This is a genomic window from Mesorhizobium sp. GW821-FHT04C10, from assembly GCF_059420305.1.
In genome coordinates this window covers 271,758-293,441 of sequence record NZ_JBWKTL010000002.1, presented here as the reverse complement: position 1 = coordinate 293,441, position 21,684 = coordinate 271,758, and the positions used below count along the sequence as shown (strand labels likewise).

The 21,684-nt window shown below is 59.4% G+C and carries 18 protein-coding genes and 3 pseudogenes; 1 reads left to right on the top strand and 20 read right to left on the bottom strand.

Annotated features, from left to right (window positions below):
- Position 1: 1 nt before the first annotated feature.
- The 20 genes and pseudogenes from AC07UC_RS34920 to AC07UC_RS34825 all read right to left on the bottom strand — a co-directional run.
- A complete protein-coding gene (locus tag AC07UC_RS34920; RefSeq protein WP_494909287.1) occupies positions 2–949 on the bottom strand; it encodes an ABC transporter permease in 948 nt (315 codons plus the stop codon).
- Positions 946–2,568 (bottom strand): ABC transporter substrate-binding protein, encoded by a 1,623-nt coding sequence (locus tag AC07UC_RS34915; protein ID WP_494909286.1) that lies wholly within the window; start codon positions 2,566–2,568, stop codon positions 946–948. Before AC07UC_RS34915 ends, AC07UC_RS34920 begins: the two co-directional genes overlap by 4 nt.
- 30 nt (positions 2,569–2,598) lie before the next feature.
- The gene (locus AC07UC_RS34910; RefSeq protein ID WP_494909285.1) at positions 2,599–3,783 is read right to left on the bottom strand and encodes an SfnB family sulfur acquisition oxidoreductase; all 1,185 of its coding nucleotides are present in this window, start codon (positions 3,781–3,783) and stop codon (positions 2,599–2,601) included.
- Between the two features lie 54 nt (positions 3,784–3,837).
- On the bottom strand, positions 3,838–5,256 hold the full coding sequence (locus tag AC07UC_RS34905; protein ID WP_494909284.1) for an NtaA/DmoA family FMN-dependent monooxygenase: 1,419 nt from the start codon (positions 5,254–5,256) through the stop codon (positions 3,838–3,840).
- Positions 5,257–5,301: 45 nt separating this feature from the next.
- The gene (locus AC07UC_RS34900; RefSeq protein WP_494909283.1) at positions 5,302–6,513 is read right to left on the bottom strand and encodes an acyl-CoA dehydrogenase family protein; all 1,212 of its coding nucleotides are present in this window, start codon (positions 6,511–6,513) and stop codon (positions 5,302–5,304) included.
- A 50-nt stretch (positions 6,514–6,563) separates the two neighbouring features.
- On the bottom strand, positions 6,564–7,556 hold the full coding sequence (locus tag AC07UC_RS34895) for an ABC transporter permease (RefSeq protein WP_494909282.1): 993 nt from the start codon (positions 7,554–7,556) through the stop codon (positions 6,564–6,566).
- On the bottom strand, positions 7,553–9,211 hold the full coding sequence (locus tag AC07UC_RS34890) for a sugar ABC transporter ATP-binding protein (protein WP_494909281.1): 1,659 nt from the start codon (positions 9,209–9,211) through the stop codon (positions 7,553–7,555). Before AC07UC_RS34890 ends, AC07UC_RS34895 begins: the two co-directional genes overlap by 4 nt.
- A gap of 30 nt (positions 9,212–9,241) precedes the next feature.
- Positions 9,242–10,594 (bottom strand): sugar ABC transporter substrate-binding protein, encoded by a 1,353-nt coding sequence (locus tag AC07UC_RS34885; RefSeq protein WP_494909280.1) that lies wholly within the window; start codon positions 10,592–10,594, stop codon positions 9,242–9,244.
- 236 nt (positions 10,595–10,830) lie between these two features.
- Positions 10,831–11,467: pseudogene (locus AC07UC_RS34880) on the bottom strand (Tn3 family transposase); the annotation flags it as partial.
- 96 nt (positions 11,468–11,563) lie between these two features.
- Positions 11,564–12,448: an MBL fold metallo-hydrolase gene (locus tag AC07UC_RS34875; protein WP_494909279.1), complete on the bottom strand. Its 885-nt coding sequence runs from the start codon at positions 12,446–12,448 to the stop codon at positions 11,564–11,566.
- 13 nt (positions 12,449–12,461) lie between these two features.
- A complete protein-coding gene (locus AC07UC_RS34870; RefSeq protein WP_494909278.1) occupies positions 12,462–13,898 on the bottom strand; it encodes an amidase in 1,437 nt (478 codons plus the stop codon).
- A complete protein-coding gene (locus AC07UC_RS34865) occupies positions 13,880–14,842 on the bottom strand; it encodes an ABC transporter permease (protein WP_494909277.1) in 963 nt (320 codons plus the stop codon). Before AC07UC_RS34865 ends, AC07UC_RS34870 begins: the two co-directional genes overlap by 19 nt.
- Positions 14,843–14,904: 62 nt before the next feature.
- Entirely contained in the window at positions 14,905–16,476 is a 1,572-nt protein-coding gene (locus AC07UC_RS34860) for a sugar ABC transporter ATP-binding protein (protein ID WP_494909276.1), read from the bottom strand.
- On the bottom strand, positions 16,473–17,573 hold the full coding sequence (torT, locus tag AC07UC_RS34855; RefSeq protein WP_494909275.1) for a TMAO reductase system periplasmic protein TorT: 1,101 nt from the start codon (positions 17,571–17,573) through the stop codon (positions 16,473–16,475). Before torT ends, AC07UC_RS34860 begins: the two co-directional genes overlap by 4 nt.
- A gap of 125 nt (positions 17,574–17,698) precedes the next feature.
- On the bottom strand, positions 17,699–18,616 hold the full coding sequence (locus AC07UC_RS34850; RefSeq protein ID WP_494909274.1) for an alpha/beta fold hydrolase: 918 nt from the start codon (positions 18,614–18,616) through the stop codon (positions 17,699–17,701).
- A gap of 49 nt (positions 18,617–18,665) precedes the next feature.
- On the bottom strand, positions 18,666–19,004 hold the full coding sequence (locus AC07UC_RS34845; RefSeq protein WP_494909273.1) for a hypothetical protein: 339 nt from the start codon (positions 19,002–19,004) through the stop codon (positions 18,666–18,668).
- 64 nt (positions 19,005–19,068) lie between these two features.
- The gene (locus tag AC07UC_RS34840) at positions 19,069–19,443 is read right to left on the bottom strand and encodes a hypothetical protein (protein ID WP_494909272.1); all 375 of its coding nucleotides are present in this window, start codon (positions 19,441–19,443) and stop codon (positions 19,069–19,071) included.
- Between the two features lie 28 nt (positions 19,444–19,471).
- Positions 19,472–19,810: an amidase family protein gene (locus AC07UC_RS34835; RefSeq protein ID WP_494909271.1), complete on the bottom strand. Its 339-nt coding sequence runs from the start codon at positions 19,808–19,810 to the stop codon at positions 19,472–19,474.
- Between the two features lie 167 nt (positions 19,811–19,977).
- Entirely contained in the window at positions 19,978–20,958 is a 981-nt protein-coding gene (locus AC07UC_RS34830) for a helix-turn-helix domain-containing protein (RefSeq protein WP_494909270.1), read from the bottom strand.
- 266 nt (positions 20,959–21,224) lie between these two features.
- Positions 21,225–21,521: pseudogene (locus tag AC07UC_RS34825) on the bottom strand (MocE family 2Fe-2S type ferredoxin); the annotation flags it as partial.
- Between AC07UC_RS34825 and AC07UC_RS34820 the strand changes: the two are divergent.
- Positions 21,494–21,664 (top strand): annotated as a pseudogene (locus tag AC07UC_RS34820) (IS6 family transposase); the annotation flags it as partial. The pseudogenes AC07UC_RS34825 and AC07UC_RS34820 overlap by 28 nt on opposite strands.
- Positions 21,665–21,684: the final 20 nt, after the last annotated feature.

Genomic DNA, 21,684 nt, shown 5'->3' with positions numbered 1-21,684 from the left:
CTCATTCAGTCAGGCGCGGGTTGAGCCAGTCGACGATAAGATCCGTGAAAAGGTTGACCAGGACGAAGCAGATGGTGATCAGCATCACGCTCGCCTGGATCATTGGGTAGTCCTGCCCGGCAACGGCGTTGTAGATCTGCGTGCCGACCCCGGGCCAGTTGAAGACGTTCTCGACGAAGATCACGCCGCTCAGCAGATAACCGATCTGAAGGCCGGTCATATTGACGACGGGCGCGGCGAGGTTTCGTCCGACATGCCTGCGAATGATATGAGCTCGCGAGAACCCCTGCGACCGGAAGGTCCGGATGTAGTCGGTGTTCATGATGTCGATCACGTTCGAGCGCACAAGGCGGGCGAGGATCAGCATCGAAATGATGGCGGCGGCGAGGGACGGCAGTACCAGATGGTGCAGGAGATCCAGGAGCCCGCGATCCCCCCTAGCATTGTACATGCCGGCGATCGGAAACCATTTCAGGTTGACTCCGAAAATCCAGATCAGAAACAGGCCGAACCAGAAGATCGGCAGATTGTTGCCAACCTGGATGATAGCCATCGTCACTCGGTCGACCGCCGATCCGGCTCGCAATCCGCTGACGAGTCCGACGAGAACGCCAAACACGAGGCAGATGACGACGGCCGAACCGGTCAGGATGAGCGTATTGACGAATGCCTTGCTCAGGACCGCGTACACGGATGTCTTGAGGACGATCGACTGTCCCCAGTCCCCGCTTAGAAAGCCGCGCAGCCAGTCGAAATACTGGGCGAGAACCGGCTTCTGCAACCCGTATGTAGCCTTGATGTCCTCAAGCGCCTTCCCCGATATCTGGAGACGAAGCGCGTTGCTGACCGGATCTCCCGGGATCATCTGGGAGATCAGAAAAACCAGCACCGAAATCACGAAGAGCAGCGGTACGAGCTGGAGCAGCCGGCTGACGAACGTGCGGGTCATTGCTTGATCCACACCGGCCTTAGATCATAGAAGTTCTGCGCTGGAACGTTAAAGCCGCGGATGCTCGCGCCGCTTGCGAAATAGTGGGTGAACCCGATCAGCGGGACAATACTTGCATCGGCTTGCAGCAGCCCATTGGCCCGCCGCCATGTCTCGATGGCCTTCGCTTGGTCGACCTCGGTGACAGCGGCCTGGATCAGCGTCGCAATCTCCGGCGAGACGTAGTCCTTGCCGCCGTAGAAGCCGATGTAATAGTCGTAGACGACCTTGAGCCAGAACGGCGTAATGAAGCCCCACTCCATGATGGCCAGCGCAATATCGTCGTCCGGATTGCCGAGGTTGGTTGTGTAAGTCAGCCATTCCTGCGAGAGGATGCGAACGGTGATGCCGACCTTTCCAAGGTCGCGCTGCAGCCATTCGACGAGCGGCTGGTTGGCTTCATCGGTTGCGATTGTAAAATTGACTTCGCCGTCGCCGAAGCCCGCGGCCTTGATCAGTTCGCGCGCTTTCTCCGGATCATAGGCATAGTCCTTCTGGCTGGGATCATAGGCCGTATTGCTGAAATTCAAGATGTTGTAGGACGGCTTTGCGTATCCCTTGTAGAGGATCTTGGTGATGTTCTCGCGGTCGATCGCGTGGATGATCGCCTGGCGCAATTGTTTGTTTTGCGCAAAGCGGTTCTTGAAGATCCAGTTCAGATAGACTTGACCGGCGTTGTCGCTCTCGTGAACCGTCGCGCCAAGCCCTTTCAGCAGATCGACGGCATCAGCCGGAACGCGGGTGAGGATGTCGATCTCGCCGGCCTGGAACGCAGCCAGCCGCGTTGAGTCGTCCTGGATCGGCCTGAAGATGATGCGCTCCACGTAGGCCTTCTCGCCCCAGTAGTCATCGTTGCGCGCAAGCTCCGTCTTCTCGCCTCGTGTTCGTGAGACGAATTTGAACGGCCCGGTGCCGTTCGGATTCTCCGCAAGGCCGCTCTGGCCGTAAGTCTGCAGCGCCTTGGGGCTGAATATGCCCGAAACGTAGTTGCCCTGCGGCAGGAGACGCGGAAACTCCGGAAAGGGTTCGCTGAAGACGTACTGCACGGTGTATTCGTCGAGCGCCTTTATCTCGGCAAGGTTCGCGTAAATGGTCGACATGGAGCCCTTCGCGCGAAGGTCGAAGAATTCGAAGCTCGGATCGGTGAAGCGGCGAACGTTGAAGCGTACGGCCTCCGCATTGAAGTCGGTGCCGTCATGGAACTTGACGCCACGCCGAAGCTTGAACGTGAAGACCCGTGCGTCGTTGCCAACCTCCCAGCTCTCAGCAAGCGCTGGAACGAGTTCGGGGGCGCCTTCAGAAGCCGGCCGCGAGAGATTTTCAGCGATCAGCGATTCATAGATGTGCTTGTCCAGCCGATAGGTTTCCCAGGAATACTGGTAGTTCGGATCAAAGACCGTAGGCTCCTGGTACTGCCCAACGACCAGCGTGCCGCCCGTCTTGGGTGTCTCATCCTCAGCAAAGGCCGTACGGGGAAAAGAGGACAGAAGGGCAGCGCCGATGGCGGTCGTTCCCCACAGGAAGGAGCGACGATTTATACCGAGATGAAGAGGGACTTGCGTAGGCTTATAGCTCGACATGATACGGTTCCTGAATATGAATGATGGACTTCAAATTGCTGTTTTCAGCCGTTTGTTGAGGTACCAATCGCCAGCGCGGTGATATTTCCAGCGGATCGGATCATGGGTCGTGTGGGTTCGCGAATCGCGCCAGAAGCGGTGGAGATTCACCGTGTCGGAAGTAGATCGCGCTCCGGCGAGCGATATGATCTCGCTTGCCAGCCGTTCGGCGGCCTCCCCTGCGAAAGCGCTTGCTTCGGCCACGGTGACGGCCGCCTCCCAACTGGCGATATCCGTATTCTCGGCCTCGGCGCGGGTCAGGGCGCGAGCCGCGTCCTCGACCAGCGTCTCGGCCGCATGGAGGTGAGTGGCAAGCTTCCCAAACTGGTAGATGGTCAACGGATCGTCGCCGGCCGCCTGAACGTTGGCAGCACCCCATGGCCGGCTTTCGCCGACGATGAAATCGCGCCCGGCAGCAAGAGCCCCCTTGCCTATGCCGATATCGACCGCCGCGTGCATCAGGATGGCATACGGGCCGAACGTGCCGGGCGCGGTGAAGCCGGCCCAGGGCACCAGGCCGTAAAGGCTAGGGATCCGGACATCATCCAGCTTCACCGTGCCACTGTGTGTCGCCCGCTGACCCATGGCGTCCCAGTCGTTGACGACTTCAACGCCTGGCGCATCGCGCGGTATGAAAACAAGCGCCGTCTGGCCGTCATCGGCTGTCGCGTAGACTGGGATCCATTGAGCCGTCAGCGCCCCGGTTGAATAATACTTCACGCCTGAGACGGCATAGCCGTTTTCGGTGACCCGGATGCGGGTCGTCGGGAGCGATAATACGGGCTGTTTTGTGCGCTCGCTCAACGCGTTGCCGAAACGTTTGCCGTCCAGAATCTCCTTCGCGAAGAAACGTTTCTGCTCCTCAGTGCCGTCCCGGAAGATGGCGTCGATCAGATGAAAATGGTTCTGCGGTATCTGGCCGAGCGATCCGCTGGCGGCGGACAGAATCGTGAACACCCGCACGACTGTGAGGTAGCTAACCTCCGCGCCACCACGGGCCTTCGGCACCTTTATGCCCAGAATCCCGCTTTTCGCGAGCAGATTGAGCTCGTTCAAGGGCAATTCGCGGCTTCGGTCGATATCGGATGCTGTCGTTGCGAAGGCTACCGCCAATTCGCGCGCGACCGAGATCGCCTCTTCATCGGAGCGGATCGTCCTGGCGGCAAAACCGGCCACGTCTGTTTCTCGTGCAACAGAAGACAAGATTTCAGTCCTTCAGCCAGCCGCCGCTCACGCGGCGGACGGAGCTTCCTGCTCAGTGGAAAAGGTAAGGCGATGCGTTTCGGTCGTCTCGGCCCATGGCCGGAGCCTGCGGGCGGGATGACTGTCAGGCAGATGGGGCCCGCTGCGGAAAAGTTTCTCGCGCAGCGTGCCAGGCGCGTATTCACGCTGCATCAAGCCGCGCTTCTGGAGCACAGGCACGACATGGTCGACGAATTCCGGCCACCAGCCCAGCGTCGTGACGGGGACGACATTGAAGCCGGCAACGCCCGCCGCCGCCCACCGTTCGACTTCGTCCGCGATCTGCTCGGGCGTGCCAGCGAATTGCGCCGAAATCGTCTGACGCAGCACGTCAGCAAAAGTGACAGCCGACGTTGGAGCGGCATCGATGAACGCCCGCACCGTCCCCCGCGTGCCATTCTGCCTCCGCAGTTCCGTAAGCGGCGTATCAGGATCGATCGCGGTCAGGTCCACCCCGATGCCCCCGCTCCAGAACGCTTGCAGGGCCTCGATGCTGAACCAGTCCAGAATTTCCCTGCGACGCGCGCGAGCCTCCGCCTCAGTGCTGCCAATCACCGGAGAAAGCATGGCTATGGCACGGACATCTTCCGGATCCCGGCCATGAAGCCTCGCCCTGGAGCGAACATCCGCTATGTCGACGGCCGCGCTTTCAGGTGTGCGCGCTGCGAGGAAGGTCACTTCCGCATGGCGGCCAGCAAAGCTACGCCCGGCTTCCGAAGAGCCCGCCTGGAACAGAACAGGGGTGCGCTGCGGAGATGTCTGTACGATATGAGGTCCTTCGACCCGATAGCGCTCCCCGACGTGATTGATGGCATGGACCTTGCCGGGATCAGCATAGACGCCGGCCTCGGCGTCAAGCCGCAGGGCGTCGTCCTCCCAGCTTCCTTCCCAAAGCTTGTAGGCCACGGAGGCGTATTCGTCCGCCCATATGTAGCGGTCGTCATGCTTTACCAGGCCATCGAACCCGTAATTGCGGGCCGCATTGTCGAGATAGGACGTGACGATGTTCCATGCGATCCGCCCCTCGCTTAGATGGTCAAGCGTGGACATCTTGCGGGCGAAAGAGAAGGGATGCTCCTGCAGGACCGAACTCGTCACCGCAAAACCAATATTCTCCGTGGCTGCGGCGAGCGCCGAAACAAGGCTGGCCGGATCATGGCTTGGAAATTGCATCCCTGAGCGGATCGCCTTGTCCCGCTGCCCGCGCGAGGTTTCATAAACTCCCGGGACGTCGGCCAGGAAGACGACGTCAAAAAAGCCCCGCTCCGCGGTGCGGGCCATGTCTATCCAAGGTTGCAACTTATGAAAATTCGTCTGGCCCTTCCCTTCGGGATGACGCCAGTAGCCGTGGCTGTGGTGATTGGGCGTGACGTGGGCAAAGGCATTGTAGATCAGTTCGCGTGACATGAGCGACATCCGGCCAAGAGAAAACAGAAGAAGTTGGATCGATCGTCAGCTGACGCCTGCCAGCCACGACTCCGGCGGAGCAGCGCCGTTGACGAGGAAATCGCCCACAATGCGTTCCTTGTAGATCACAGGATTGTGGGAAGAGACCGTGCGGGCGTTTCGCCAAAAGCGATCAAAGCCGAGTTCGCGACTGAGCGCCGAAGCGCCAAGCCCGTTGAAAAGCGTGGTCACTGCCTGCAGGACCTGGTCAATGACGACTATCTGAGCCTGGTAGATCGCGATCTCCAAGGCAGGAACATCGACGGGAATTCCGGACTTCGCGGTATCATACGCCTGCTGGAGATTGTGGGCGGCGTCGATCGCCAAAGTGGTGGCGGCCGCAACCCGCGCACTCACATTCCCCAGGAGCTGCAGAACCTGCGGGTCTTGCCTCGCAACGGCCGCCGCGCCGTGTGAGAAAGTTCTCTTGCGCTGGGCGACATAGCGGACGGCTTCCTCCGATGCCGCGAGACCAATTCCCGCAATCGTCGCGAGGTGAACCACCTGATAGAAGGCAATCTGATAGGGAACGCGTTTGTCCACGGGTATGACGTCTTGTGGAGAGACCTCCACCGCATCGAACACGGCGGTTCCACTGCCGGTCAGGATCTGGCCGAAACCGTTCCAGTCATCGACAACGGTTACTCCCGGCGCCTTCGTCGATACGATGACCAGAACGGTCTCGCCGTCCTGACCGCGAGCGCCAACGCTTACCCATTCGGAGAACAGGGTTCCGGTGGTATAGAACTTCTTGCCGCCTAGTCGCCAGCGATCACCGTCCGTCGAAAGTGCCGTGGAAAAGCCTTTCCAGGCCGCATCCCCTGGTTCGGTCCAGGCCGGAGATACGAGTTCGCCCGCGGCGACCCGCGAACGCCACTTCTTCGAAAATGGCTCCTCCACTGAAAAAAGCAACGTTTCCACGAAGCCGAAATGCCCTCGAAAAATCTGAGCAAGGTTTGAATCGGCTTCCGCGAGCTCGACGAGGAGCCTGAACAGATCGACGAGACTGGCCCCATGCCCGCCCTCATCCTCGTCAAGCCGCAAGGCGCCAAACTTTTCAGCCTTGAGCCATTCGATCTCCTTCGTCGGAAGGCGGCGGTTCGCGTCCCTTTCCACGGCTCCCTGTCGTATGCGCTCGAATACAGGGCGAAATTTCTTGGCGATCTCCTCGTAGCGATCGCCGTGGAAAAGAGCGGGCTTTTTCCATTGGAGCGTCATCGTGTTCTCCTGAGTGCGAAATTCAATATTTCTTGCCAGAACAAGGATTTTTACTTAATGGCCAAGGCATCATCTTTTCCACGACTGACCAGAACTGCCACAACGACCACAAGACCCTTTATGATCATCTGAGTGTAATCAGTAACGCCAAGAAGATTCAGGCCATTGTCGAGCAGCACGATGATCAGGACCCCGAGCAATGTCCGGTGGGGCCCCCCCACGCCGCCAGCCAGGGAAGTACCTCCGACAACGATTGCCGCGATCGAATTCAAGAGCAGATCGGAACCGAGCGAGGGTCCCGCGCCACCGAGGCGTACAGTGACGACCACTGCTCCGAGAGCGGCAAAGAGGCCACAAAGCGCGAAGGCATAGATCTTGTAGCGCCGCACCGGGACGCCGGCCGTATGGGCGACAACCTCACCGCCGCCGATCAGATACATGTAGCGGCCGAAACGCGTTCGCTGCGCTATGAATATGGCGATGCCCCACAAGATGACGGCGAAAAGGAAGATGTTGGGAATGCGCGGGATAATCTGACCGATCGCGATCCACTCCAGGTCGAAGACCTGAAGCTGCACCGCACGCCCCTCGAGCGTTTGCAGGGCGACGCCGGTGAAGATGGACAACGTGCCTAGCGTGACGATAAAGGACGGTATTCGCCCGAAAGCGTAGATCGCTCCATTTATGGCCCCGAGCACCAGGCCAACAACAGCCGCGACGAGCAGCATTCCGAGCCCTATGTCGTGATAGTTGAGCAGCCGAACGGTGATTGCGCCGATCAGCATGACGATCGCGCCAACCGAGAGATCGATGCTGCCCATCAGGATGATGAACGTCGCACCCGCGCCTACGATGAGCAGCGTGCCAGCCTGACCCGTAACGGAGGTAAGGTTGCGCCAAGTGGCAAAAGACGGGCTCGTCAGCGAGAATATTACAATCAGGGCGACAACCACCGCGACCGGGAAAAGCAGATTGAGATCCAGGGCTTGATACCGAAGACGAAGGGGGGATTTCGCCGGACTACTGGCTTCGACAATGCTCATGCGGGGACACTTCTTGAAAGATCGACAAGTACTTTGGATTTTTCGGAAGACATGTTTCCCGGGAGCATGGAAGCGACGAGGTCTTTCTCAGCGGGCTTCTGCTCCACCGGTGCCGCCACTTCCTTGACCAGACGTCCGCGCTGCATGATCAGCACACGGTTTGACAGGCCGATCAGTTCCAGAAGCTCGTCGGTGATAAGTACGATGCCTGCGCCCTTGTCGGCGAGATCGCGGATAATCCGATAGATTTCCTGCTTGGCGCCGGCATCCACGCCGCGAGTAGGATTGTCGAGAACGAGAACTCCGGGATTCCTTACCAGCCATCTGGCAAGGACAACTTTCTGCTGATTGCCCCCCGAAAGACGCGCGCATCTTATCGTCGGCGTACCAGAACGAATGGCAAGCGATGCGATGTAGTCGCGTGCCGCAGCCGTTTCCCGTTTTGGCCGCCAGAAGCCCAGCCTGGAGGCGAAGAGATCGTAGCCGCTAGCGAGAGAGATATTCCAGGAAAGCCTTTGCCCAGCGATCAAGCCTTCGGTGAGACGCTCTGCCGGAATATAGGCAAGCCCTGCCTTTACAAGCTTGCGGATTTGCGGCCTCAGCGGCGAACTCCCGCCGAGGATGATGCTCCCTTCCGTTGGCGGAACGACCCCCGCAATGCCTTTGCCGAGGGGGGTCTTACCCGAGTCCAGAAGGCCACCGATGCCGACGATCTCGCCAGCCCGTACCGAAAGGGATATGTCTTCGTAGTCGCCGCGCCTGGACAAGGCCTTGACATCCAGTACGATCGGCGTTCGCACTCCTATATCGGCCCTTTGCCGCTTCTCGAAATAATAGTCCGCCGCGCGCTCCCTTCCCACCATGAGCCCATGTAAGCGCGATTCATCTGCTTCTTCCGGCCGTAGACGCGCGACAAGCTTGCCGTCCTTGAGGACATAGATCAGATCGGAGTGAGCAAGCACCTCCGACAGGCGGTGCGAGACAAACAGCAGGGAACTGCGCTGTCTCAGACGGTCAAGAAGGTCGAAGAATACTTTCTCGTCGCGGCGATCGAGTGCTGACGTGGGCTCGTCAAGCAGGATGAAGGGATGCTGTACACCCGCGAGATGCGTTGCCTGAAGACAGGCCCGGGCAATCTCAATCGATTGTCGCCGAGAAAAATCATAGTCACCGGTGCGACGGCGCACGTCGACATCGATTCCCGCTTCGTCAACGATGCTCTGCGCGGCGGCGATTGCCGCCTTGCGATCGACGACCTGGCCGAAACGGACAAAATCCGCTTCAAATCCTAGAATGAGGTTTTCATATACGGGCACTTGCAGGACGAGCGATTGCTCTTGGAAGACGCGCGAGACGCCAGCCCTGACAGCTTCGCCATAACCAGCAGGCGCAAATGGCTTGCCGCCAAGCCACAACTTGCCGCTGTCGGCCTTTACCAGACCGCTGAGAATATTGAGCAAGGTTGATTTGCCGGCGCCATTCTCCCCTATGATGGAAACAACGCTGCGCCCGGGAATGTCGAAAGATACATCGGAAAGGACGGTATTGGGACCGAAGGCCTTTTCAAGGCCTTCGGCGAAAAAGAAGGTCTCGTTGGCTGCCTTGCTCGAGACGGCCTGAACGGGCGCTGCTGTGAAATCGTCCCTAACGTTCACGACGACATCTCCAAGGAAAATGCCCAAACGTCATGCAGGCTTGTATGGAGACGGGCCGTCGAGTTTTATCTTATAGTGGGCATCATACTCCGCCTTGACCGCTTCCCACTCTCCGCGCGCGCGCGCATCCTTATACGCCTTGGGATAGTCCCAGCCGCTTGGCTTGGGGAAAGTCTCCCATTGGGTATCAAGATCGATAGGAAATAGTTCTGCCTGCGGATCCCAGTCATCGGGATGAAGAACCTTGGAAAGCCGCGCATAGTCGAATGGCTCAACGTCGCCATTGTCGACGTACCGTTCAAGATAGGCATCCACATTGTCCGACGTCAGGATCGTGGTGTTCCAATGCAGCTGCCGCTCGGCAGCCCGGGGAACCCAACCATGAGAAACATCGTACAGACGAGCCGCGAAAAGTGCGCCGGTGTATATCGGATTGTTGGCGCTTGTCGTCAGCAGTGCCCCATCCTTAATCGAGCGAGCTGCGAGCGAAGTGCCGTCGTTGCCAGCTACAAATATCTCTTTGCCCGCACGGATGCCCGCATTTCTCAGCGCCGCAAGCACACCCTGTGCCTCGTCATCGTTCTGCGTGACAATGCCCTTGATGTCGGGATTACGCGAAAGCAGCACCTCCGTGGCCTTTAGCGATTCCTCCCGAAGCCAACGGCCAGGCTGCTGATCGACGAGACGCGTCTTGGGGTAGTCGGGGAAGGCAAGATCCCGGCCGCGATTGCGGGCGCGTTCTCCCCATCCTCCCCCGTTCGGAACCAGATCCGCTTCCGTACCGACGACCGCGGCGATATCGCCGCCGCCGAATTCTTCCGTCACCTTCTTCAAAAGCTCAGCGGTCAGGAGCTTGTGGGAGCGAACTTCATTTGGAACCGCGTAGAGCGTAAAATATTCTCCTGCGTCGAACGGCGTGTACCAATCGGGAATTGACCACGAGGCACCGAAGAATACTTTTGAATCGGCGGCAAGCCGCGCTACACGCGGAATGGCACTTCCGTCGACAATGTTGAAAAAACCACCCGTCGCATGCGTGGTGCCCAGTTCTTCGAACTGGTTTAACTGTCGCGCCGCGTTGATCTGGCCATCAAGCAATGCATAGCTGAAGCCATACACCTTGGACGCCGCTTCGGCCCCCTTGCTGACGAGCTGATTGTATTCCGTGCTGGCACTCCAGGCCAGATAAGCAATCTTGCCTGACGGTTCGGCAATAGCGACCTGCGGAAGCCCGAGCGCGCCCGCCGCCGACCCCGCGACAAAGGCAGCTGATGCCAACGATAGAAAATCGCGCCGGGAAACACCCTGCGTGTCGAGCCTATCCATATGACTATCAACGGTTTTTTTGTCGGAGAAATCAGGGAACCTATATCCGCTGCTCATATCAAACCAACCTTCAAATTATGTGCCGGATCGATTAGTAGGGGTAGAAATGCTGCAGTGCGAGAAACGGTTTTCCAAATTATATAAAATCGATAGACTTAATGATCTAATAGGCTATCCGTCTCCGCTATCCTAGGCCGGATATCAGCGGAACGTATGGCCCATCCGTTCGCAAATGGGTTCACGTCCTGAGCGGCCTGCTGCGCTTCAGCTCCAGCCGACCAGGCTCGCCAGAGGGAGTTTAAGCGACAGAGTGAGTCCACCGGCATGCCAGTCGCTGGTTGTTGCGCCGCCCGAGCCTTGCGGCGCCGCTGCTTCTTGCGACAATTGGCTTGCGAGAACAGCCGACCCGTCAGTTTGATGAACATCGTCACCGCATCGTCGGCGAGCTTGATAACCTGCGCCACGATCAGCGCGTGCCGACGACTCGCGTTAAAGTCGTTGGCCAGCCAGGCTGCGTGGCGTTACTCTCTCACGCACCATCTTGTCCCATCGTCCGGACGATATGCGAATCTGCAATTTCGGATCGATCTCCAGCGTGCGCGGGAAGGCAAGCCGTTCGGTCAGGCCGACCAGGTTTGACGCTCCCGGCGCTTCTTGCGCCGAGCGCAGCCAATGGAAGCGCGTCAGGCCGATCGACGGGTCAACCTCTAACAGCTTGTCCAATGAGGCAAGCCGATCGGGCGGGATACCTTCGACGAGTTCTTTTTCGGCGCGTCGCAAAGCTACCCCACGACCGGCAAGGCCAATCTTCTCGATAGAATGCAGCGAAGGAAGGAGCGCAGGTCGTTTCCGGAACTAGGCAACGACTGCTGTCGCGATCGGCAAACCGTGATCGCCATTAGCTGCCGCATCGATTGCGGCCACCGACGCGAAACAGCGTTATCGCGACACCAAGCGAAATGACGAGATCTTACTCCATCAGCAGACCGTCCATTGCTGCACCAAGATCACTGCACTTCAGTTGTGTTAACATAGGGCATCTGTCCACGGCTCGGGCAGGAGATGAAACTTGGTACCGCGTCGAACAACGCGTGCGAAGCCCGGGAAGTCGATATGCGCTCCCGCAACCAGAAGTGCACTGGATGCAACGTCCTCGAACAACGTCGAGCGGGTCAACGCGGCTTGAGTCTGATCACAATCAAAGGTCATTGTGACTTCCGGCCTAGCGATCTGAATTTCAGGTATGTGAATGATATCACCCCAAATCAGAAGTCTATCACCCTGCGACTCAACGAGATAGCCGGTATGACCAGGCGTGTGCCCGGGTAGAGGCATGGCGTTCACGCCCGGAAAGACCTCGACAGTACCTTGGAACGGTCTCCATCTATCGCGGTAGGGCTCGACCTGCGCTCGACCAGTCCTGAAAAAGAAGTCACACCCCAGCTCTGCCGCTGCAGCCATTCTCGCATCGTCAAACCAGTGTTCCAGTTCGTCTTGATGCATCACAAGCGCAGCATTGGGGAAAACCAGACCGTCATTCGACAGGTCTGTGAGCCCTGCCGAGTGGTCGGGATGAATATGTGTGAGCAGGATTGTATCGATCTGAACTGGAGTCAGGCCCGCGGCGGAAAGGTTATGGAGAAGTCGTCCGGCTGTTGGCCCGAAGTAGGAACCGCAACCCGTATCGATCAATGCCAAGCGTCCAGCGGAGTGTACCAAGAAGCAGTTGATCGCGGCCCGCCGTGCTGGCCGAAATTGCGCTTTGAACATCTTCAGCGCTTCTTCGTGATCGATATTGCGGATCTCTTCTATTCCGGCATCCGCATACCCATCCGATAGCGCCGTGACGACGATATCTCCGACCCGGCGGTGATAAACGGCTGGTGCTTGAGACCGTGGTTTTTCGATCATGCAGCTCTCTTCCTTACACACGTTCCGGCCATCGGCCGCCAGTTCCGAGAAACCTATCAGGATACATCTTCTCATACGCCATGGCTGCACTGAGAACGTCGTCGTCGGCACTGCGTGGCCCGATGATCTGCATGCCTATCGGCAAGCCTTCGCGGCTGAACCCGCAGGGGACAGAACAAGCTGGTTGCTGACTAAGATTGATTGGAAAACTGAACGATGACCATTCGACCCAGTTCCGTAGGTCCGAACCGGGTGGAATGTCATGCCCAGCTTTGAAGGGGAGGATTGGGACCGTTGGAGAGATGATGAAGTCGATTTCGGAGAATGCCGCCTCCATCGCCGCGCCAAATCTTCCCCGTGTCAGCTCGGCCTCCATACGCTCTACCGCGGTAAATTGCTGGCCGATTTTCGCAGCCTCAAGAAAGCCCGGATCGAGCATGTCGTGCCTCACGGGGTCTATCGTGGTCAAGCGATAGGCCGCACCGACTAGCCAGTGGCGGTCGTAGACATTCAGCAGTACTTCCGAAAAGGGTAGTATGAACTCTGTGACCTGCGCGCCGGCTTGCCGTAGATCGTCCAACACTGACTCGATCCCCGCAGCCACCTCGGCATCGACACCGCCGACAGGCGGTGTTTTCCAGTACCCGATCGTTTTACCTCGCCAATCGAGATTGGTCGGCAGAGCAGACCGGAACGCTGTTGGAGGCTGGGTCCAGTCGGAGAGATCGCGGCCAGACATCACCTCCAGCATTTGGCTTGCATCGCGAACGGTGCGCGCAATTGGCCCTATATGGGCTACAGTTCCGAATGAACTTGCGGGGCTGAAGGCGACGCGCCCATAGGTCGGCTTATGACCGAAGACGCCAGTGAACGCCGAGGGGATGCGTACCGAGCCCCCTCCGTCGGTGCCGAGATGCAATGGTCCCGCCCCGCAAGCCGCTGCCACGGCACCGCCACCTGAAGACCCACCGGGTGTCCGGCTATAGTCCCATGGGTTGCGAGTGATGCCACATGCGGCACTATCGGTGACAGCCTTCCAGCCGAATTCGGGAGTCGTTGTCTGAGCAATCAGCACCGCACCCGCGCTGCGCAATCTGGAGACAGCGGGCGCGTCATTGGCGTGCGGCGTTGTATCGCTGGTAAGGCTACCGTACCGCACAGACCATCCCTTTACCGGCACCATGTCCTTGATGGTGGTGGGTATCCCGTCGATGACCGACAACGCCTCTCCGGCCCGCCAGCGAGCCTCCGCCTCGCGCGCAGCGCCTAGCGCTGCGTTGCGGTCGATGAAGCTGAACGCGTTCAATACTGTCTGAACCTCTTCCGCACGATCCAATGCAGCTCGGACAACTTCGATTGGAGACAGATCGCGCTTCTGGTAGGCCAGAGAGAGGGCACTTCCGTCCAACCGACAGATTTGTCGAGACGCGCTCATCGACGCGCCGCCCATGATATGCGCAATCGCTCCGCCAATACCGCTGCTATCAAAAGAGCTCCGAGGATTATCATCTGATAGTAAGACGAGACGTTTACGAGGTTCATGCCATTGCTCAAGATTGCGATGAACAGTGCGCCCAGCAGAGCGCCCAGCAGCGAGCCCTCACCGCCACGCAACGAAATCCCTCCCAAGACACCCGCAGTGATGGATTGGAGAACGAAATTGCCGCCGAGATTGGTGTCGCCCGTGGAGACGCGCGCGCTCAGGAGGATGCCGGACAGGGACGCCAGGGTGCCGCTTGTCATGAAGACGAGGATGATGTGGCGACCGACGTTGACGCCTGAAAGGCGAGCCGCCACCGCATTGCCGCCGACGGCGTAGATGTAGCGGCCGACACGGGTCCGGGTCATCATCATATGCAGCATCAGCGCGACGACGGCGGCGATATAGACCGACGTCGAGATGCTGCGCAGATCCGGCGTGCCGAAGAGGTCGACGAACCCCTGCGGCAGACCTGTGACGGGAATGCCGCCCGATATCTGATAGCCGGCACCCGCTGCGATGCCTGCGACGCCAAGCGTGACGATGAAGGAAGGAACGTTCAGATAGGCGACGGTCACGCCATTGGCGAAGCCCAAAATGAGCCCAACGAGCAGCCCTCCCGAGATCGCGATCAGCATGGAGGCCGGCAGGTCGAAGCCGTTCATCGTGAGCATAACGAGAAGCGCGGCCGACACGACGCTCGTCAGCCCAAGTATGGCCGCAACGGCCAGGTCGAAGCCGCCGCTGATCAGTACGAGCCCCTGCCCTAGCGCGACCAGCGTCAGGTAGGAAGACTGGTTAAGGATGTTGATCAGGTTGTTGAGGTTGGTGAAGCGCGTATTCGCAAAAGCGAAGAACGCGAAGACCATAAAGATGAGCAGGCTGATGACGCCCGTGGTTCGCAGGCGCGACATCATCCAACCCCGGAGCCAGGAACCGCGGGCCGGTATTGCGGCATTCGACTGCTGGGTAATGGTCATCCTTGCATCGCTCCTTCAGTCTCGGCCACCCGGTCACGCTTCACAGCAAAGAAGGACGAGAGGACAGACGATTCCGTGATTTCCTGTTGCTGGTATTCAGCGGTCTGCTCACCGAAGGCGAGTACGTAGACCCTGTTGGTCAGATGAAGGATCTCCTGCAGGTCCGATGAGATCAGCAGGATCGCAGCGCCGCCCTCGCAGAGCTCCTTAAGGATGCCGTAGAATTCGAGGCGCGCTCCAACATCGACGCCGACAGTCGGCTCGTCGACGATGAGGACCTTCGTGTCGCGCAGGAAGGTTCGTGCGAAGACTACCTTTTGCTGATTGCCACCCGAATAGGCCGAGACACTCCTGTCAAGAAGCGCCGGCCTGAGCTTGAGGCGGTCCAGCACCTGCTTGACCTTGGTTTTCTCCGCCTGGCTCTTGAGCATTGGCCCCGCGGTGAAGGCCGGCAGCTTCAGGCAGGAGAGGGTCGCGTTTTCTTTGACCGAGCGATTAAGAACCAGCCCCTGGCGACGTCGATCGGGCGGCAGGTAGACAACGCCGGCGTCTAGCATCGCCTGCTGCGACACCGAGCGTACCGGCTTGCCAAAAACGCGCAGCTCGCCGGAACCGAGCCGCTGCTCGCCAAAGAGCGTGCGGCCGACCGCCGACTTGCCACATCCGACCAGGCCGGCCAGGCCAACGATCTCACCAGTACGCACGCTGATCGACACGTCGCGGAACCTGCCGGAAGCGGCACTGGCATGCTCAAGGGCGAGCGCCTCCGGGCCGGGCCGATGCTGGATTCGGGGATAGATATTGAGTGCCTCGCGCCCGGTCATCAGCGTGATCAGCCGATCTTCATCGACCTCCGTGACCTGCTCGGTCGCAATCCGCCTCCCGTCGCGCAGGACGCTGATCCTGTCACCGATCGTTTTGATTTCGGCCATGCGGTGGGTAATGTAGATGATACCGATCCCTTCTTGCTTCAGCTGCCGGAGGATCGAGAAAAGGCGCTCTGTCTCGACGCCGGTGAAGGAGGTTGTAGGCTCGTCGAGGATCAGCAGCCTCGGCCTGGCCTGCAGCGCCTTGGCAATCTCGACCATCTGCTGCTCGGCGCGCGACAGGCTGCCGACCTGGGCGCACGGTTGGATCGATATTCCCAGCCGCTCAAAGGTACGCTCGACGTCCATGTCCATGCGGCGTTCGCTGAGGAGACCGTTGCGCGTGGTCTCACGTCCGAGAAAGATATTGGCTCTCACCGAGAGCGTGTGCACGAGGCTCAGTTCTTGGAAGACGACGCTGATCCCCCGCCCTCGTGCCGAGCGCGGCGAGGCCGGAGGAAGGGCAACGCCATCGATGAGGACTGAGCCGGCATCGGCGGCGTAATTGCCAAGGATGATATTGACAAGCGTGGACTTGCCCGCGCCGTTCTCGCCGAACAGGACATGCACCTCGCCGGAGCGTACGTTCAGCGAGACACCTTCCAGCACGCGGACGCCTGGAAAGCTCTTCTCGATCGCCCTCACTTCAAGAAGGGGGGTGTCCGAAACGCTCGGCAGACCGTCCACGTGCGGCGCGATCATGGCTTGACCGAGAAGACCGGGGTGAAACCGTCCGGAGCGAAGCCCGCCGATGCCGCTGTCGACGCGGCGTTCTGCTTGGTCAACTTCTGCGGAACCGGCCAGACCTCGGCACCGTCCTTGAGAGTGCCCTCGACCGCCTTTACCCCCATGTCGAGGCCGATCGACGCCATCCAGACGATGTTGTCACTCAGCGCCCAGTCGATGTCGCCGTTCTCGACCGCGGTGCGCACCGGGCCCGTCTGGTAGGTCGAGCCGATCTTGACCTTGCCGGTGAGGCCGGCGGCCTTGATCGCGCCGATTGCCGCGTCGGCGGCAACCGCGTTGCCTATGACCCAGTCAAGATCCGGCGTCGCATTTAGCGTATCGGCGATGAGGTTGTACTGCGTGTTCTTGTCGGTATCGCCGTATTTGATCGTAGTCACCTCGATCTTGGTCCCTTCGATGCCCTGCTTGAAGCCTTCGAGGGTACGGGCCGCCCAGTCGGCACCGGCAGGTCCGGGAAAGAGCGCGACCTTCACCGCGGCGTCGCCGACACTCTCCTTCAGATACTGCGCGCTGGCGAGGCCGGCTTGGAAATAGTCGAGGGTGGAACGCCCTGCCAAATTTTCACCGGATGCGATTCGAGGGATGATGTTGATGACGGGGATGCCGCTCTTCTTCAGCGAAGCCACCGCGGAGGCCACGCCATCGGCGCTGATCGGCGCGACCAGGATGGCCTCGGCGCCCTTCACGGCGCAATCGTTGAGCTGGTTGACCTGAGTGCTCAGATTGTTGAACGACCCGGCGTTCAGAATGTCGACGGAAACGCCCAGGCGCTTCGCCTCCTCGACGATCCCGTAGTTTGCAGCGATCCAGTAAGGATCCTGCATCGTGGGGAAGCTGACGCAGATATAGCTCGCCTTCGCCGCCTTCTCCGGGGGAGTCCAGGTCGCTTCTGTCACCTTCGTGACGTCAGCCGGATCCGGGATGAAGATCTTTATCGGTTGCGAAACGAGGGCAACCCCATTCTGCGCGAGTCCGGGCGCCGCAAATTGAAATCCGATTGCCATTACCGCCGTCGCGGCGAGAATGCGCTGGGTCGTTTTGTGCAATGTCATGTTCCGTCTCCAAAGGGTTGATCTGCCGGTTATCCGGCATTGTTGTCAGGCGTTGCCTGCGCTGCCCGCCCGTGCAGCGTCAGGACATCTGTCGCGGTCGGTCGGCTGGCACCTCAAGCGCGTCCTTAGGCGGCCTTCTTGGCCGTGCCGGTCGGAGTCGCCCATCTGTCCACGAAGGCAAGCAACTCGGCATTGACTTCTTTGGGATTTGTGGCGCTGAGGAAGTGATGGCCGCCCTCAATGGCCTTGAACTCGACGTTCCTGGCGCCGGTCAGCAGGCCATATTCGGTCTTGGCATGCGCCACCGAATACACGACGTCCTCAGTTCCATGAAGCCACAGGACAGGGCACTTCACGAAGTCGAGACGGCCGCGTAGCCCATCACGATCACGCAAGTTGATAGTGCACATGCGCAAGCGGCGCCGGCCATCGTTGCCTCTGAAGTTCCTCTTTAGCCGGTCCGTCCAGAACGCGCGTGTCTCGGCATCGATATTGGCGCCGAAGGCCGGATCGACGAGGTCATCGCAATATTGATCGGACGGCACCCAGTCCGGACCGACTTCCGCTGCGAGGTCGCGGATCCAAGGATCGCAGAACGCGTGTGCGTCCCAGCATCCGAGCTCACGACTCGCTGCGCTCTCATAGTCTGTCGAAGTGCCGAGTGGGATGACACCTTGGATCTTCTCAGGCGCGAGGATCGCCATGCGCAACGCGATCCAGCCGCCCTGCGAGGTTCCCATCACGAAAGCGGCGGGGATGCGTAGGCGGTCAAGCACTTCGAGATTGGCGATCGCACTGTCCCAGTATGTGAATTGTTCGCCAGCTGTCTTTGTCTCCCCGTGCCCGTAGGGCTCGAGAGCCAAAAGGTTGACTTTTGTAACAAGTTCGCTCTCGGCGAACTGCGCGCGGTAGAGCTCAGCGGAGGTCGTGAAGGAATTCACGAGCACGACGGTCGGTAGAGCGGGATTGTAGTCCGCGGCAAATCGGTAGCCGATTTGTGAGCCGCCAAGATGTGAAATTTCGATGGTTTTCGTTGTCGACACGTGCCGTCTCCTGATGCGTGTTCAGAATTCAGTAGCGTCTATTTGGCCCTTATTCCTTTCTCAGCTTGCGCATTAAGCAGCAAGAATTGCGGTTCTTGCCCGCGCGTAGTTTCGGGCTGGTGACGGCGCTATCTCGCAGACTTTTGGACAGCGGCGCACCGGGAAGCCTGTTGCGAACTATCGCCTCCATCGCCATCGCGGCCCTAAGCAATTCGCTGTCACGACCAGGCCCACCGGAAAGCAGGAGCGCGGTGTGGAGGCCATGCCCATCATGGCCGCTCGGGATCGAAACGCCGCCCCAATCCAGGAAGCTACCGATCTGGGTATTGCGCAGCATCAGCCTATTCGTCTGCGCAAATGCTTCGTCGTCCTGTTCCAGCAGAGCCATCGCCGGCGCAACGCAGGGCATGGTAGGCAACGAAGGTGGACCCATCGAAAAGCGGTTCCTTCTTTCATAAGGAACGGGCCTCGCGGATCGCCTTTTCCTCGGCAATGCCGATTTCGGCAGCCTTGCGAAGTCGCGCCCGCACACACGGATCCATTCGATCCGCCGCATCCCCTAGCATCCGGTTTCGGTGGGCCTCATATGCCTCAACGGCCACGAGCGTGTCGAGGCGCGAACCGACGGCCAGAACCGGCACAGACCTCTCCTCCACCAAAACGCCTTGATCGGCCATTCGCGCGAGCGCGGTCCGGAAGTTACCGGCGACCGCAGGCTCGACTTCGTCCCAAACCGCATTGGTTGGAACAATTAGACGGAGCCGGTTGAGGTCGCCGGTGCGAAGGTCGGGATCCGAAAGCAAAGTAGCAGCCGCATCGACGATCATCACATCAACAACGAGTTCGCAAGCACGCCTACGCCTTGAAGCGGCCATCTCGAGGCAGATGTTTTGAAGCCCACGAGAGGCTGCTGCGATCCGCACTGAACCGCTTGGTCGGTTCAGATCGAAATCGGAACAAGGCCGCGCGCCACCGCGACGCCAGACCCGGGGACGAGCCACCCGGCATGCGTGCTTGGTCTGCTGATGTTGTGTTCCGAGGCGTAGCGTAGTGCGGGTTAAGTCCCAGACCGGAAAAGGCGAACTCGGTCATATTGACCTTGCCGATCGTCACAGCGCCGGCGTCAGCAAGACGTCGCACCAGTTCGCATCGGCTAGGGCTTGGCGCTCGTCCAGCCTGTACGGGTAACCTCACCCTTCAAGATCGAAAAAATCCTTCCAGGCAACTGGAATCCTGGGGAAAGATCGGCGTGGATCCGACGCGGGGCCGCTGGCCGAATAGATTATTTGGACGCTCAGGCCAAGAACGCACTTTTCGACTATTCGGTGCAATGCAGGCATCGCTACGTCGTACGAAGCGTCTCAGGCCCCCAGGCTAAGTCTGTACCGTCTTGGCGAGACGCCCAAGGCTTTCTTGAAGGCGCGAGCAAGGTTAGCTCCCGACGAAAACCCGGCGGATATCGCAACGTCGTCGATCGTGGTCTCGCAGTCCGCCAAGAGCGACTTCGCCCAACGGATGCGAGCGTCAGCAATGTATTGGAATGGAGCCAGCCCGGTGGCGATCTTGAAAGCCCGGCAGAAATGAAACGTGCTCAGGCAAGCGACCTTCGCGAGCTGATCGAGCGACATGTCCTCCCCGAGGTGGGCATGGATGAAGTCGACCACCCGCTGGAGCCTCGCCCTGTCAAGACCCTTGGTAGATCGGACCTCGAAATAGGATTTGGTGAAGTTGCTCGTGTCCTTGCGGACGTAACGTTGCAGCAGTCTGGCTGCGGCGGCAAGAGCATAGGAGTCTAGCACCAATTGGCCCGTCGGTCGATCAGCGACGCATTGCATCAACTCTTCCGCAACCGCAAAGCCGATGCTTTCCAGCAACGGGTCGCGCAATCCACCCGTGTAGAGCAAGCCCGAACCTTCGGAACTTCCGTCGACACATTTCAGCGTGCCGAAAAGATCGGTCGGCATGGACAAGTGAATCATGTCGAGTGGACCGGAATCGATCTGCAGATATCTGACCGAAACGCCACGCGGGCAGATGCTGGCCGACCCGATACGCGATTTGTATCGCTGCTCAGGCCCGTCTGCCCTCCTGCGGAAGTTTGCACTGCCAGATAAATTAACGATCACCTCGGTAACCGATTGGACGAAGGATTCGCATTCGAGTTTATGATGTTTGTAGATCGCCGCGGTGGCACGGCTGTTCCACCCCATTTGCGCGGATGACTTGAGGAGTTCACTTCCTCCGGCCTCGTATCGCGCCCCAACCGTGGCGTAATCGGAGGAAGGACCCGGCCAACCCGTGGCACGCATCGAGGGGGCTGAAACAGGTACAGTCTGGTCCACGCTAGGTGCGAGCCTCTACAATACTGGCCTCTCTTAGCGAATTCATACCTCGGGGCAGGCTGCACAGCAAGTTGCCGGCCAAGGGCCGCTTGGTGCGATCGAAAATCTCGGACAATCATTCTGAAAACGCGAGAGCGGCGGGCGCTCGTAAGGGGCGAGCGCCTCGTCGCAGACAAGGGGGATGAGGCCTTCTATCCAGCCTCCCGCAGGGCGACGGCCGCACGCGCAAACGCCAGCGCCGATGACAACCATGCCAAGCGTCCAACTCATACGCCAAGCCCGATGAAGATCTTGCCATCTTCTATCTTCACGGGATAGGTCCTGAGATTGATGCAGACTGGCGCGCCGCGTGCCTCGCCCGTCTTGTAGCTGAACCGGCCATTGTGCTTTGGACATTCTACCGCGTCGTCGAGCACGAAGCCGTCGGCCAGATGGACCTTCTCGTGTGTGCAGAGGCCGTCCGTCACGAAATATTCGCTTTCGGGGGCTGCGATAGATCGCAAAGTCCTACCGTCATGATCGAATCGTAGCGCCTCTTCCTCGGCGAGGGCGTCCGATACGCATGCTCGGCTTCAAATCACCAGCATTGGCCGCGATCATCCTGTCCGGCATCGAAATGGTTCACATAATGCGCAAGCGACAGGCGAGGTACGCCTTCAATCCGAACCCATCCCTAGCAATGCATTTCGAAATCCTCGCCGCGTGATTGGCCTCGCATTAGGTCTC

What these genes read in the sequence shown, in the direction of transcription:
- AC07UC_RS34915 (WP_494909286.1), bottom strand. Translation starts at nt 2,568, where the DNA reads ATGTCGAGCTATAAGCCTACGCAAGTCCCTCTTCATCTCGGTATAAAT.
- AC07UC_RS34865 (WP_494909277.1), bottom strand. Translation starts at nt 14,842, where the DNA reads ATGTCGCGCCTGCGAACCACGGGCGTCATCAGCCTGCTCATCTTTATG.
- AC07UC_RS34860 (WP_494909276.1), bottom strand. Translation starts at nt 16,476, where the DNA reads ATGATCGCGCCGCACGTGGACGGTCTGCCGAGCGTTTCGGACACCCCC.
- AC07UC_RS34920 (WP_494909287.1), bottom strand. Translation starts at nt 949, where the DNA reads ATGACCCGCACGTTCGTCAGCCGGCTGCTCCAGCTCGTACCGCTGCTC.
- torT (WP_494909275.1), bottom strand. Translation starts at nt 17,573, where the DNA reads ATGACATTGCACAAAACGACCCAGCGCATTCTCGCCGCGACGGCGGTA.
- AC07UC_RS34885 (WP_494909280.1), bottom strand. Translation starts at nt 10,594, where the DNA reads ATGAGCAGCGGATATAGGTTCCCTGATTTCTCCGACAAAAAAACCGTT.
- AC07UC_RS34845 (WP_494909273.1), bottom strand. Translation starts at nt 19,004, where the DNA reads ATGGCTCTGCTGGAACAGGACGACGAAGCATTTGCGCAGACGAATAGG.
- AC07UC_RS34870 (WP_494909278.1), bottom strand. Translation starts at nt 13,898, where the DNA reads ATGGGCGGCGCGTCGATGAGCGCGTCTCGACAAATCTGTCGGTTGGAC.
- AC07UC_RS34840 (WP_494909272.1), bottom strand. Translation starts at nt 19,443, where the DNA reads ATGATCGTCGATGCGGCTGCTACTTTGCTTTCGGATCCCGACCTTCGC.
- AC07UC_RS34875 (WP_494909279.1), bottom strand. Translation starts at nt 12,448, where the DNA reads ATGATCGAAAAACCACGGTCTCAAGCACCAGCCGTTTATCACCGCCGG.
- AC07UC_RS34905 (WP_494909284.1), bottom strand. Translation starts at nt 5,256, where the DNA reads ATGTCACGCGAACTGATCTACAATGCCTTTGCCCACGTCACGCCCAAT.
- AC07UC_RS34895 (WP_494909282.1), bottom strand. Translation starts at nt 7,556, where the DNA reads ATGAGCATTGTCGAAGCCAGTAGTCCGGCGAAATCCCCCCTTCGTCTT.
- AC07UC_RS34900 (WP_494909283.1), bottom strand. Translation starts at nt 6,513, where the DNA reads ATGACGCTCCAATGGAAAAAGCCCGCTCTTTTCCACGGCGATCGCTAC.